Annotated in this window: 4 protein-coding genes, 1 tRNA gene and 3 rRNA genes; all 8 read left to right on the top strand. The window is 35.1% G+C overall.

What is annotated here, in order from left to right; all coding sequences use genetic code 11:
* Positions 1-329 precede the first annotated feature (329 nt).
* The 8 genes from NWE74_RS14260 to NWE74_RS14295 all read left to right on the top strand — a co-directional run bounded on the left by NWE74_RS14260 (position 330) and on the right by NWE74_RS14295 (position 14,898).
* Positions 330-1,832 (top strand): 16S ribosomal RNA (locus tag NWE74_RS14260).
* Positions 1,833-1,888: 56 nt separating this feature from the next.
* A tRNA-Ala gene (locus NWE74_RS14265) sits at positions 1,889-1,964 on the top strand.
* A gap of 173 nt (positions 1,965-2,137) precedes the next feature.
* Positions 2,138-5,039, top strand: a 23S ribosomal RNA gene (locus NWE74_RS14270).
* Between the two features lie 135 nt (positions 5,040-5,174).
* A 5S ribosomal RNA gene (rrf, locus tag NWE74_RS14275) occupies positions 5,175-5,291 on the top strand.
* Together the 16S, 23S and 5S rRNA genes with 1 tRNA gene alongside form the textbook arrangement of a ribosomal RNA operon.
* A gap of 244 nt (positions 5,292-5,535) precedes the next feature.
* Complete coding sequence (gene nifJ / locus NWE74_RS14280; RefSeq protein WP_258243661.1) at positions 5,536-9,072, top strand: pyruvate:ferredoxin (flavodoxin) oxidoreductase; 3,537 nt, start codon at positions 5,536-5,538, stop codon at positions 9,070-9,072.
* 313 nt (positions 9,073-9,385) lie between these two features.
* Positions 9,386-10,951 (top strand): murein biosynthesis integral membrane protein MurJ, encoded by a 1,566-nt coding sequence (gene murJ / locus NWE74_RS14285; protein WP_258243662.1) that lies wholly within the window; start codon positions 9,386-9,388, stop codon positions 10,949-10,951.
* A 418-nt stretch (positions 10,952-11,369) separates the two neighbouring features.
* Entirely contained in the window at positions 11,370-11,591 is a 222-nt protein-coding gene (locus tag NWE74_RS14290) for a NifU family protein (protein WP_258243663.1), read from the top strand.
* A gap of 115 nt (positions 11,592-11,706) precedes the next feature.
* The gene (locus tag NWE74_RS14295) at positions 11,707-14,898 is read left to right on the top strand and encodes a ligand-binding sensor domain-containing protein (protein WP_258243664.1); all 3,192 of its coding nucleotides are present in this window, start codon (positions 11,707-11,709) and stop codon (positions 14,896-14,898) included.
* Positions 14,899-14,916 lie beyond the last annotated feature (18 nt).

A 14,916-nucleotide genomic window follows, 5' to 3' on the forward strand; every position in this document is an offset into this window, starting at 1 on the left:
TAGAGCGTTGTAAAAAAGGAGCTTTTATAAAAATAATTAAATGCTAAGTAAATAAATTTATATTTAATTCGAAGCCTCTATCATATAGATAGGTAGAGCCTTTTGGATTTATAGTTCATATAATTGAAATTAAAAATAAATATAAAAAGTGTTGACATAAAAAAATAAAGGTGATATAGTTATAACTGTCCTTAAAAGCAGGACAAAATAAGAACTTTGAAAATTAAACAGTAGGTTAATTTATAGAAACAAAATAATTCTTTATAGAATTAAACACAAACAACCAAGCCAGATATTCAGATAATGATTAGCTGAGCAATGGACAACTTTTATTTGAGAGTTTGATCCTGGCTCAGGATGAACGCTGGCGGCGTGCCTAACACATGCAAGTCGAGCGATCTTCTTCGGAAGAGAGCGGCGGACGGGTGAGTAACGCGTGGGTAACCTGCCCTGTACACACGGATAACATACCGAAAGGTATGCTAATACGGGATAACATACTTTTATCGCATGGTAGAAGTATCAAAGCTCCGGCGGTACAGGATGGACCCGCGTCTGATTAGCTAGTTGGTAAGGTAACGGCTTACCAAGGCGACGATCAGTAGCCGACCTGAGAGGGTGATCGGCCACATTGGAACTGAGACACGGTCCAAACTCCTACGGGAGGCAGCAGTGGGGAATATTGCACAATGGGCGAAAGCCTGATGCAGCAACGCCGCGTGAGCGATGAAGGCCTTCGGGTCGTAAAGCTCTGTCCTCAAGGAAGATAATGACGGTACTTGAGGAGGAAGCCCCGGCTAACTACGTGCCAGCAGCCGCGGTAATACGTAGGGGGCTAGCGTTATCCGGAATTACTGGGCGTAAAGGGTGCGTAGGTGGTTTCTTAAGTCAGAAGTGAAAGGCTACGGCTCAACCGTAGTAAGCTTTTGAAACTAAGAGACTTGAGTGCAGGAGAGGAGAGTAGAATTCCTAGTGTAGCGGTGAAATGCGTAGATATTAGGAGGAATACCAGTTGCGAAGGCGGCTCTCTGGACTGTAACTGACACTGAGGCACGAAAGCGTGGGGAGCAAACAGGATTAGATACCCTGGTAGTCCACGCCGTAAACGATGAGTACTAGCTGTCGGGGGTTACCCCCCTCGGTGGCGCAGCTAACGCATTAAGTACTCCGCCTGGGAAGTACGCTCGCAAGAGTGAAACTCAAAGGAATTGACGGGGACCCGCACAAGTAGCGGAGCATGTGGTTTAATTCGAAGCAACGCGAAGAACCTTACCTAAGCTTGACATCCTTTTGACCTCTCCCTAATCGGAGATTTCCCTTCGGGGACAGAAGTGACAGGTGGTGCATGGTTGTCGTCAGCTCGTGTCGTGAGATGTTGGGTTAAGTCCCGCAACGAGCGCAACCCTTGCCTTTAGTTGCCAGCATTAAGTTGGGCACTCTAGAGGGACTGCCAGGGATAACCTGGAGGAAGGTGGGGATGACGTCAAATCATCATGCCCCTTATGCTTAGGGCTACACACGTGCTACAATGGGTGGTACAGAGGGCGGCCAAGTCGTGAGGCGGAGCTAATCCCTTAAAGCCATTCTCAGTTCGGATTGTAGGCTGAAACTCGCCTACATGAAGCTGGAGTTACTAGTAATCGCAGATCAGAATGCTGCGGTGAATGCGTTCCCGGGTCTTGTACACACCGCCCGTCACACCACGGGAGTTGGAGGCGCCCGAAGCCGGATAGCTAACCTTTTGGAAGCGTCCGTCGAAGGTGAAGCCAATAACTGGGGTGAAGTCGTAACAAGGTAGCCGTATCGGAAGGTGCGGCTGGATCACCTCCTTTCTAAGGAGAATTACCTACTGTTTAATTTTGAGAGTTTTTATAAAACTCTATAATGTGGGGGTGTAGCTCAGCTGGGAGAGCACTTGCCTTGCACGCAAGGGGTCAGGAGTTCGATCCTCCTCATCTCCACCATTAGTACTTTGAAAACTGTATAACATTTAGTGATATGACATCATTTTATATATGAAGAAGATAACTTCTAAAAATATCATCGACAAGAAAAGTCTTTAAAATTACAAACTTTAAGCACTGGAATAAACTGAGTGAATACGAAGTTTGTTCAGTAGCGATAACTTTTAATAACTGGTCAAGTTATTAAGGGTGCAGGGCGGATGCCTTGGCACTAGGAGCCGATGAAGGACGCGATAAGCTGCGATAAGCTTCGGGGAGTTGCACGTAAACTTTGATCCGAAGATTTCCGAATGAGGAAACTCACTTAGAGTAATGTCTAAGTATTGTTAAGTGAATACATAGCTTAATGAGGGGAACCCGGGGAACTGAAACATCTAAGTACCTGGAGGAAAAGAAAGAAATTCGATTCCGTAAGTAGCGGCGAGCGAACGCGGATAAGGCCAAACCAATGAAGTTTTCTTCGTTGGGGTTGCGGACATGCAACATGGATGCACTATCGTAAATGAAGAGAGTTGGAAAGCTCCGCCATAGAAGGTAATAGCCCTGTAATTGAAACGAGAAAGCTACTAGCATGATCCAGAGTACCACGGGACACGTGAAACCCTGTGGGAAGCAGGAGGGACCATCCTCCAAGCCTAAATACTACCTAGTGACCGATAGCGCATAGTACCGTGAGGGAAAGGTGAAAAGAACCCCGGGAGGGGAGTGAAATAGAACCTGAAACCCTGCACTTACAAGCTGTGGGAGCACATTTCTTGTGTGACCGCGTACTTTTTGTAGAACGGGCCAACGAGTTACGTTAAGTAGCAAGGTTAAGCACTTCAGGTGTGGAGCCGTAGCGAAAGCGAGTCTTAAATGGGCGACCTAAGTTACTTGACGTAGACCCGAAACCGGGCGACCTATCCATGAGCAGGTTGAAGCGAAAGTAAAATTTCGTGGAGGACCGAACCCACGAGCGTTGAAAAGCTCGGGGATGACTTGTGGATAGCGGTGAAATTCCAATCGAGCCCGGAGATAGCTGGTTCTCCCCGAAATAGCTTTAGGGCTAGCCTCAAGCGTAGAGAAACGGAGGTAGAGCACTGAATGTCCTAGGGGGTATTGCACTTACCGAAGACTATCAAACTCCGAATGCCGTTTTCTTTTACTTGGGAGTCAGACTGTGGGTGATAAGATTCATAGTCAAGAGGGCAACAGCCCAGATCGTCAGCTAAGGTCCCTAAATGTACGTTAAGTGGTAAAGGATGTGGGATTGCACAGACAACCAGGATGTTGGCTTAGAAGCAGCCACTCATTTAAAGAGTGCGTAATAGCTCACTGGTCGAGTGATCCTGCGCCGAAAATTTCCGGGGCTAAAACGTACTACCGAAGCTACGGCATCATTATGATGGGTAGGGGAGCTTCGTATGCAGGCTGAAGCATGACCGTAAGGACATGTGGACAGTATACGAGTGAGAATGTTGGCATGAGTAGCGAGACGTGGGTGAGAATCCCACGGGCCGTAAACCCAAGGTTTCCAGGGGAAGGTTCGTCCGCCCTGGGTTAGTCGGGACCTAAGCCGAGGCCGAAAGGCGTAGGTGATGGACAACAGGTTGATATTCCTGTACCGCCAATAAGCGTTTGAGAAATGGGATGACACAGTAGGATAAGCTAACCACACTGTTGGTTATGTGTGGCTAAGTACTGAGGCAGTCTAGATAGGCAAATCCGTCTAGATAATGCTGGGGTACGATGGGGAGCGAAATTTAGTAGCGAAGTAGCTGATTTCACACTGTCGAGAAAAGTCTCTATCGAGTTTAAAGGCGCCCGTACCGTAAACCGACACAGGTGGGTGAGGAGAGTATCCTAAGGCCAGCGAGAGAACTATTGTTAAGGAACTCGGCAAAATGACCCCGTAACTTAGGGAGAAGGGGTGCCATCCTTTGGATGGCCGCAGAGAATAGGCCCAAGCGACTGTTTACCAAAAACACAGGTTTCTGCTAAGTCGCAAGACGATGTATAGGAGCTGACGCCTGCCCGGTGCTGGAAGGTTAAGGGGATCTGTCAGGAGCAATCCGAAGCAGTGAACTTAAGCCCCAGTAAACGGCGGCCGTAACTATAACGGTCCTAAGGTAGCGAAATTCCTTGTCGGGTAAGTTCCGACCCGCACGAAAGGCGTAACGATTTGGGCACTGTCTCAACAATAGACTCGGTGAAATTGTAATCCCGGTGAAGATGCCGGGTACCTGCGACAGGACGGAAAGACCCCATGGAGCTTTACTGTAGCTTGACGTTGGGTCTTGGTACTACATGTACAGGATAGGTGGGAGACTATGAAGCATGAACGCCAGTTTGTGTGGAGTCATCCTTGGGATACCACCCTTGTAGTACTGGGATCCTAACCATAGGCCTTGAATCAGGTCTTGGGACACCGTCAGGTGGGCAGTTTGACTGGGGCGGTCGCCTCCTAAAAAGTAACGGAGGCGCTCAAAGGTTTCCTCAGCACGGTCGGAAATCGTGCGAAGAGTGCAAAGGCAAAAGGAAGCTTGATTGCAAGACATACAGGTCGAGCAAGGACGAAAGTCGGACTTAGTGATCCGGTGGTACCGCATGGAAGGGCCATCGCTCAACGGATAAAAGCTACCCTGGGGATAACAGGCTTATCTCCCCCAAGAGTCCACATCGACGGGGAGGTTTGGCACCTCGATGTCGGCTCATCACATCCTGGGGCTGTAGTAGGTCCCAAGGGTTGGGCTGTTCGCCCATTAAAGTGGTACGCGAGCTGGGTTCAGAACGTCGTGAGACAGTTCGGTCCCTATCCGTCGCAGGCGTAGGAAATTTGAGGAGACCTGTCCTTAGTACGAGAGGACCGGGATGGACGTACCTCTGGTGTACCAGTTGTTCTGCCAAGGGCATGGCTGGGTAGCTATGTACGGAATGGATAAGCGCTGAAAGCATCTAAGCGCGAAGCCAACTTCAAGATAAGATTTCCCACCGTAAGGGTAAGACCCCAGGAAGACTACCTGGTTGATAGGTCGAAGGTGTAAGTGCAGTAATGTATTTAGCTTATCGATACTAATAGGTCGAGGACTTGACCAAAATAAACCTAAAGGTTTATATCGCCAACCAAATCATTATTATATATTTAATAAGGTAGATTTCGGTTGCTAAAATAAATGATTCAATCTAAATGGTATACAGTTTTCAGAGTATTAACTCTAAAAATAAAGATTATGTGGTTATTATAGCAAAGAGGATACACCTGTTCCCATTCCGAACACAGAAGTTAAGCTCTTTAGCGCTGATGGTACTTGGGGGGCGACCCCCTGGGAGAGTAAGACGTAGCCACGTAATCTTTTTTATTTTATTAATTTACTTAAAAATAACTAGATAATTTCTAGTTATTTTTTTTGCAAACAATTAATGTGATAAGAATAAATTTAATATTATATAGAATAAAGTGTTCATCTTTTTTTATTTATATTATTATATTTGAATAAAAAATAAATTTTATAAAGTATGAGTATTAAATGACCTTTATGGAAAAAATGATAAGTAGGTAAACTTATATTATTTACATAGAAGGAGAAGCATTATGGCAAAAATAATTAAAACTATTGATGGAAATACTGCAGCAGCTCATGTTGCATATGCATTCACTGATGTTGCAGCAATATTCCCAATAACACCATCATCAAATATGGCAGAATCAGTTGATGAATGGGCAGCTCAAGGTCTAAAAAATATTTTTAATCAAAAGGTAAATGTAGTAGAAATGCAATCTGAGGCAGGTGCAGCAGGTGCATTTCATGGGTCACTTCAAGCAGGTGCTTTGACGACAACATTTACTGCATCACAAGGTTTATTATTAATGATCCCTAATATGTATAAGGTAGCAGGAGAATTACTTCCTGGAGTATTCCATGTAAGTGCACGTGCATTAGCAGCACAAGCCTTATCTATATTCGGAGATCATCAAGATGTTATGGCTGCACGCCAAACAGGATGTGTAATGTTAGCATCAGGATCTGTACAAGAAGTAGCAGATTTAGCTCCAGTAGCTCATCTAGCAGCTATAAAAGGAAGACTTCCGTTTATACATTTTTTTGATGGATTTAGAACATCACATGAAATACAAAAAATAGAAGTTCTTGAATATAAAGATTATGCAAAATTAATAGATTACGAAGCATTAAAAGAATTTAGAAACAGAGCTTTATCACCAGAACACCCTGTTACTCGTGGTACTGCTCAAAATCCAGATATATACTTCCAAACAAGAGAAGCAAGTAATAAATACTATGATGCAATAATACCAATAGTTGAAGATTATATGAAACAAATGAGTAATCTTACTGGTAGAAACTATGGATTATTTAATTATTATGGACCGGAAGATGCTAAAGAAATACTAGTAGCGATAGGATCTGTAACAGAAACAATCGAAGAGACAATAGATGAATTAAACTCAAAAGGTGCTAAATATGGTTTGGTAAAGGTACATTTATATAGACCATTCTCTATGAAACATTTTTTAGATGTAGTACCAAATAGTGTAGAAAAAATATGTGTACTAGATAGAACTAAAGAACCTGGAGCACCAGGTGAACCGTTATATCTAGATGTGCGTTCAGTTTATTACAATAAAGAAAAGAAACCATTAATAATTGGTGGTAGATATGGACTTGGATCTAAAGATGTTACACCATCTGATATAAAGACAATACTTGATAATTTATCAAGTTCAAATCCTAAAGATCAATTTACGGTAGGTATAGTTGATGATGTTACAAATACTTCATTAGAACCTAAAAATGATTTAAAATTAGATCATAAAGGAACTGTAAACTGTAAGTTCTGGGGATTAGGTTCAGATGGTACAGTTGGAGCTAATAAACAGGCTATAAAAATAATAGGTGAAAACACTAAGAAATATGCTCAAGCATATTTTGCATATGATTCAAAAAAATCTGGTGGGATTACAATGTCTCACTTAAGATTTGGAGATGCACCTATTAGATCAACATATTTAATAGATAACGCTGACTATATAGCATGTCATAACCAATCATATGTAAATCAATATGATTTATTGAAAGGTCTTAAAAATGGTGGTACATTTGTATTAAATACAATTTGGAATGATAAAGAGTTAGAGGAACATTTACCGGCTAAAATGAAAAACTTTATAGCTAAAAACAATATAAACTTCTATACAGTTAATGCTACTAAAATAGCTCAAGAAATAGGTCTTGGGAATAGAATTAATATGATAATGCAATCTGCATTCTTTAAATTAGCTAATATAATACCAAAAGAAGAAGCGACAGAATATTTAAAAGCATCTATAAGTAAGGCTTATGGTAAAAAAGGTGAAAAAGTTGTTAATATGAACTATGAAGCTGTAGAGCAAGGTAAAAATGCGCTAGTTAAGATAAGTGTACCAGATTCATGGGGGAATACATCTGATAATTCTTTAGTTGATGATAAAGAACCAGAATTTATAAAAAATATATTAAGACCAATAAATGCTCAAGATGGAGATAGCTTACCAGTTAGTGCATTTAATGGAATAGAAGATGGAACATTCCCAGCTGGTACAGCAGCTTATGAAAAGCGTGGTATAGCAATAAACGTTCCTGAGTGGATTGTAGACAATTGTATTCAATGTAATCAATGTGCATATATATGCCCTCATGCATGTATAAGACCATTTTTATTAACAGAAGAAGAGCAAAATAATGCACCTGAAGGATTTAATACTAAGAATGCAATAGGTAAAGGGTTCGATGGATTACAATACAGAATGCAAGTTGATACTATGGACTGTACAGGATGCGGAAACTGTGCAGATATATGTCCTGCTAAGAAAAAAGCATTAGTTATGGAACCTTTAGAAACTCAAATTGATGTTGAAATACCAAACTGGGAATATGCTGTTTCTAAAGTATCGTATAAAGGCGATTTAGTAGTAGGAAAAACAGTTAAAGATTCACAATTTAAAACGCCATTAATAGAGTTCTCAGGAGCTTGTGCAGGTTGTGGAGAAACTGCATATATTAAATTAGTAACACAATTATTTGGAGAAAGAATGATGATAGCTAATGCTACAGGATGCTCTTCTATTTGGGGTGGATCAGCACCTACGACTCCATATACTATAAATCATGAAGGAAAAGGTCCGTCATGGGCAAACTCATTATTTGAAGATAACGCAGAATTTGGATATGGTATGTATTTAGGAGTTAAACAAATAAGAGCTAAGCTAAGAGATTCAATCAATGAATTAATATCAACAACTGATTGTTCAGAATCTAAAGAGGCACTTGAAAACTGGGTAAGTAATATGGAAGATGGAGAGGCATCTAAGGATGCGACTAAGAAAGTATTAGACATTATAGAAAATAAATCATTTACAGGTAGAGCTCAAGAACTTATTAATGAGATAAAAGAAAGAAAAGATTATTTAATTAAGAGATCTCAATGGATACTAGGTGGAGATGGTTGGGCTTATGATATAGGATATGGAGGTCTTGACCATGTAATTGCCTCAGGTGAAGATGTGAATATATTGGTATTTGATACAGAAATATATTCAAATACAGGAGGGCAAGCATCAAAATCTACTCCAATAGCTGCTATGGCTAAATTCGCAGCAGCTGGTAAGAGATCTAAGAAAAAAGACTTAGGTATGATGGCAATGAGCTATGGAAATGTATATGTAGCACAGGTTTCTATGGGTGCAGATAAAAATCAATTATTAAAAGCAGTAATAGAAGCTGAAAACTATCCTGGTCCTTCTTTAATAATAGCATATGCTCCTTGTATAAGTCATGGATTAAAAGAAGGTATGGGAAGAAGTGTTGCAAATGAAGCCCAAGCCGTGGCCTGCGGATACTGGCATTTATATAGATTTAATCCTATGTTAAAAGAAGATGGTAAAAATCCATTTAGTTTAGATTCTAAAGAACCAACAGCAAGCTTTAGAGATTTTATAATGGGACAAGTTAGATATGCAGCAATAGCTAAACAATTCCCAGAAGTAGCAGAAGAGCTATTTAATATTACAGAAGAAAATGCAAAAGACAGATATAAATCATATCAAAGACTTGCTGAAAATAAAATAGACTAAAATTTAATATTTACAATGAAAAGAGTACATACAAAATATTCGGATGTACTCTTTTTATTGTAAATATTATAAATTATTTGATATAGAATAACAATGTAATTAAAAATATCACTTTCAAACAATCAAATTTAAAAATTTTCATTATAGAATTTCATATAGATAAATATATTACAATTGCTCTAAAATGTTAAAAATTTTTATTATGCATAGAAAATAGTGTTGATATTAGTTATAATACTTTAATTAGGAGATTATTAAAATAATTTATAAAGGACAGAATATATAATATAGAAACTAGAATCGAGGATACATTATGTCTAAAACAACGAAAAAAACAGCCTTTAACCTTATGATAATAATACTAACATCGAAAGTAACCGGTTTTTTAAGGGATATAGTTCTAGGACAAATATTTGGAGCTGGAAATGTAACTGATGCGTATCTTACTGCATTAAATATACCTGTTGTATTATTTGATGGAATAAGTGCATCATTAGGTACAACATTTATACCTATGTATTTCAGTATTAAAGAGAAAAAAGGCCAAGAAGAAGTAAATAAATTTACTAGTAATATATTAAATATAATTACAGGATTAAGTATTATATTTATAATTATCGGTATGATGTTTACGCCATACATAGTTAAAATTTTTGCGATGGGATTCAAAGGAGAAGTATTGAATCTTACTATCTCTTACTCTAGAATATTATTATTTTCAATGATTTTTATTGCAACTAATGGTTTGATATCGTCATATTTAATAGCATCAGGCGATGCTTATATAGCTGGATTAGTTACTATTCCATTTAATATATTTGCTATATTAGCAATATTTTTAGGTTCAATAACTAATTCTTATGTAATGGTATATGGAACATTATTCGCTTATGTAGCTCAATTACTGTTTCAACTTCCATTCTTGAAAAAGAAAGCATACAAGCATAAGTTTATAATAGATTTTAAAGATGAAAATATAAAAAAGATATTATATTTAATAATTCCTGTATTTTTAGGTTCTTATGTTAATCAAATAAATACAGTTGTTAATAGAACTCTAGCATCAACATTAGAGTCAGGTACTATAACTGCCTTAAACTATGCAAATAAATTAAACATGTTTGCAGTAGGTATACTTGTTATATCATTATCTACAGTTTTATACCCTGTATTATCAAAGCTTGCAAGTGAAAATAAATTTAAAGCTTTTAAATATAATCTTTCAAAATCTTTAAATATTATAATTATAACTATGGTTCCTGTTATGATAATCACAATGACACTATCGACCCCTATTATAAAAGTATTATTTGAAAAAGGCTCTTTTGATTCAAGAGCGACTTATTTAACATCAACAGCATTATTTTACTATTCTATAGGGATAGTAGCTTATGGATTAAGAGATATTTTATCAAAAGCATTTTATTCATTACAGGATACGAAAACACCTGTGAGAAATGCAAGCATATCAGTAATAGTTAACGTGATTTTATCTATTGTACTAGTTAAATACATGCAAATAGGGGGTCTTGCCTTAGCTGGGTCTTTATCTGCAGTCATAGCTACACTATTAATGCTTGTATCTCTTAGAAAAAAAATTGGAAAATTAGGATTAAAGAATACTATTATAACTTTTGTTAAAGTAACCATATCATCATTAATAATGGGATATATAATTCATATCTCATATGGATATTTTATGAGGGTAGGAATAAACATAATAGATGAAACGAGAGAACTAATAGCTATCAGTTGTGCAATAAGTGCTATTCTTGGAATGGCAGTTTATATTGCACTCACAGTTATTTTTAATATAAAAGAAGCTAAAGAGATTATCATTTTATCTAAAAATAAAGCTATAAGTTTAGTACGTAGATAAACTAAATTCAAAATATATTCTATAATTAAATTTTAAAAATTCATTTTAAAAACTTACTAGTAACTAATCCACCTACTAATGCTGGCAATAGAGAATAAGTTAAACATAGCTTTATATTAACCAGATTTAAATCTCCTTTAAAATTTAAACTATATAAACTGACAAAGAGTATATATATAAACAAGTATGAAAAAAAACGAAATTTTCGTACCATATAGCTACCCCCTTTAGTGTTAAGTTAATAACTTTTTCTTTGTATACAATACAATTATAACTAAAGTAAGGTATAATGTAAACAAATTACCAAAAAAGTAATAATATTTAAAAAATTTAATGAAGAGGCATATTTAGAAGGAAAATAAATAAATTTGTAGAATTATTTAATAAATATATAGAGTTTATAACAGGGGGAACTAGTATGAAAGAAGAAGTAGCAAAAGTATTAGAAAGAATAAGACCTATATTGCAAAAAGACGGTGGAGATGTTGAGTTAGTAGATGTTAATGAAAAGGGAGTAGTAGTAGTTAGATTACAAGGGGCTTGTAGTGGGTGTCCTGGTGCATCAACGACATTAAAGATGGTAATAGAAAACCTATTAGTAAAAGAAGTAGAAGGAGTTACACAGGTAGTTGGAATATAGTAGAGAGCGCTTGTATAAGCGCTTTTTAATTCCCCTTAATATAGAAAAATGCTATATAGTATAGTATAATCTTAGTTAACTATATAAATTTATTGTTTAAATTAAGGGGAAAAGAATGAAAAAAGTAAAAATACTGAGATTTTTAAGCGTGGTTGTTATATTAATTGGAATATTAAATAAAAATATAATTAGCTCAAATGCTTCAGAAATAAATTTTAGAAATATAAGAAATGAAGATGGGTTATCCCAGTCAACTGTTGAAACTATAATTCAAGATAAAAAAGGATACATTTGGATAGGAACTAATGATGGGTTAAATAAGTATGATGGATATGACTTTAAAGTATATAGACATGATGATAAATTGGGAAAAAGTATAGCTAATAACTATATAGTTGATTTACAAGAAGATCAAAATGGGAACATATGGGTAGGAACAGCCAATGGATTAAGTAAAATAAACATAAAGAACGAAGAAATAAAAAATTACTTTTCAGATGAAAAAAGAGGTAATCTATCGCATAATAATATCGGAGATATATTAATTACAAAAGACAATGATGTAATTATAGGAACATCTAATGGGCTAGATATATATGATAAAGAGCAAGATACATTTAAAAAAATATTTTCAAAAGATGGCGATTTAACGAATCAATACATACGTACTTTAGCACAAGATAAAGATGGGAATATATGGGCAGCTACAAAAAATGGTTTAAACAAAATAAATTTAAAAAATAATAAAGTGGAAAAATTTTATAGTAAATCGGGAGAAGAAAATACTTTAAGTGAAAATAACTTATATGGTCTTTATTGTGACGATGAGGGTTATGTATGGGTAGGAACGTATAATCAAGGTTTAAATAAAATCAATATAAAGACCAAAGAAATATCTATATATAAAAATAACCCTAATGATGAAAATTCTATACCAGGTAATTATATAAGAGATATATTTAAAGATAATAATAACGACATATGGATAGCTACTGACAAGGGTTTAGCTAAACTAGAAAAGGGAAAAGATACATTTAAGAGTTATGATAGTAAAATTTATGATAAAAATAGTTTAATAGGGGATGACGTATTTACTATAATTCAAGATAAAAGTGGTCTTATATGGGTAGGAACATATTCAGGAATTAGTATATTTGATCCAGACAATAATATAAAACACTATAAAAATAATCCTTTAGATCCTAATTCATTAAGTGAAAATGCAGTTCATGGTATATATGAAGATAAAGATGGTTTTGTATGGGTAGGTACAAACTCAAATGGAGTAAATATTATAAATAGAAAGAATGATAATATTTTACATATAAACAAGAAAAGCACAAATAATGTCTTTAGCGATGATTGTATAAATGATATAACTGGAAAAAATAATGTAATTTATATAGCAACAAATAATGGTGTAAATAAAGTGGATAAAGATAAAAAAACTATTACTATATATAATAAAGAAAATGGTATAGGTGAAGATAATATAAGATCATTATTATTAGATAGCAAAGGATACTTGTGGATAGGAACAAACGATGGTGTTAGTATACTAAATACTGAGACTGATGAAATTCATGACATAACAGATGATTTAAAAGAATTTGGAATAGACAAACTACACGCAAAGGTTATATATGAAGATAAAGATGGAGTGTATTGGATAGGATGTTTTGTTAATGGAGGATTAATAAAAATAGATCCACATAATAATATAATCAAAAAATATAAAAGTAAAGAAAATGATAAAAGAACTATAAGTTCAGATACTGTTAGAAGTATAGCTGAAGATGAATCAGGAAATTTATGGATAGGCACTAGTTATGGTTTAAACAAATTAGATAAAAATACCGAAATATTTACTAGATATACAACTTATAATGGGTTACCAAACAATATAATATATGGAATACTACCTGATGAAAAAAACAATCTGTGGATTAGTACTAATAAAGGTATATCAAAATTTGATTATAAAAATAAAAAATTTAAAAACTTTGGAATAACAGAAGGATTTCAAGGAAATGAGTTTAATGGAAATGCAGCGCTGAGAAATAAAAATGGAGAAATGTTTTTTGGAGGCATAAATGGATTAAATATTTTTAAGCCATCACAAATACAAGAAAAAGAATATACTCCAAATGTCCAATTTAATGATTTTGAGGTGAGTGGAAATCATTATAATAATATAGATGGAATGGAGTTTAAATACTATGAAAATTTCCTCAATGTAGATGTATTCTTACCTGATTATAGCAATGTAGAAAATGTTCAATACTATTATTTATTAGAAGGAGCAAATGATGAATGGAGAAAAATAGATTCAAATGATATAAACTATAATAATTTAGCTCCTGGCAAATATACTTTAAAAATAAAGGCTAGAAGTCATAATGGTAATGAAACAAAAGAAAACTCGATATCATTTACTATAAAGCCGCCTTTTTACAAAAGTGGTATAGCTTTCGTATTATACTTATTAATAATTATTATAATTATTTATTCTTATATAAATAGAATGAAGTATTTAGATATGTTAGTTTCTAAAAAAACAGAAGAATTAAGTCAAGAGATGGAAATAAGCAATGAATTATTACAAAAAGTTATAGAATTAGAAAGAAATAAAAATAATTATTTTATAAATTTATCTCATGAGTTAAGAACACCTTTAAATGTGATTTATACTACTGAACAGTTAATAACAGAGTTTAATAAATCTGGAAATGGAATAGAGCAAGAAAAGTTATCTCAATATATGGCAGTCATGAGAAGAAATACAAAAAGATTACTAACCTTAATAAATAATTTAATTGATACTACGAAGATTGATCATGGAAAGTATAAAATAAATTTAGTAGAAAATGATATTGTATATATTGTAGAAGAAGCTACATTATCTTTGAAAGATTATATAGAAAGTAAAGGAATTGAGTTAATTATTGATCCAGAGATAGAAGAAAAAATGATTAAGTGTGATGCTTATGAAATAGAAAGATGCATAGTTAACTTAGTTAGTAATGCCGCGAAGTTTACGCCAAGTGGAGGGAAAATAGAGGTAAACATAAAAGAAGTAAATGATAAAGTCATGATATCTGTTTCAGACACAGGCGTTGGAATTGACCCTAAGTATCATGATTTAATATTTGATAGATTCAATCAAATAGTTGATGCACACGCCGAAGTAAAAGGTGGAAGTGGATTAGGATTGACAATAACAAAACATATAATAGATCTTCATAATGGAGAAATATATGTTGAAAGTGAACTAGATAAAGGATGTAAATTTATCATTATATTATAAATAAAAAATAGTGTATTT

The organism is Romboutsia lituseburensis (assembly GCF_024723825.1).
GTDB classification, from domain to species: Bacteria; Bacillota; Clostridia; order Peptostreptococcales; family Peptostreptococcaceae; genus Romboutsia_F; species Romboutsia_F lituseburensis_A.

Bases quoted from the DNA above. Each gene is read 5' to 3' on its own strand.
- NWE74_RS14295 (WP_258243664.1), top strand. From the start codon at position 11,707: ATGAAAAAAGTAAAAATACTGAGATTTTTAAGCGTGGTTGTTATATTA.
- nifJ (WP_258243661.1), top strand. From the start codon at position 5,536: ATGGCAAAAATAATTAAAACTATTGATGGAAATACTGCAGCAGCTCAT.
- murJ (WP_258243662.1), top strand. From the start codon at position 9,386: ATGTCTAAAACAACGAAAAAAACAGCCTTTAACCTTATGATAATAATA.
- NWE74_RS14290 (WP_258243663.1), top strand. From the start codon at position 11,370: ATGAAAGAAGAAGTAGCAAAAGTATTAGAAAGAATAAGACCTATATTG.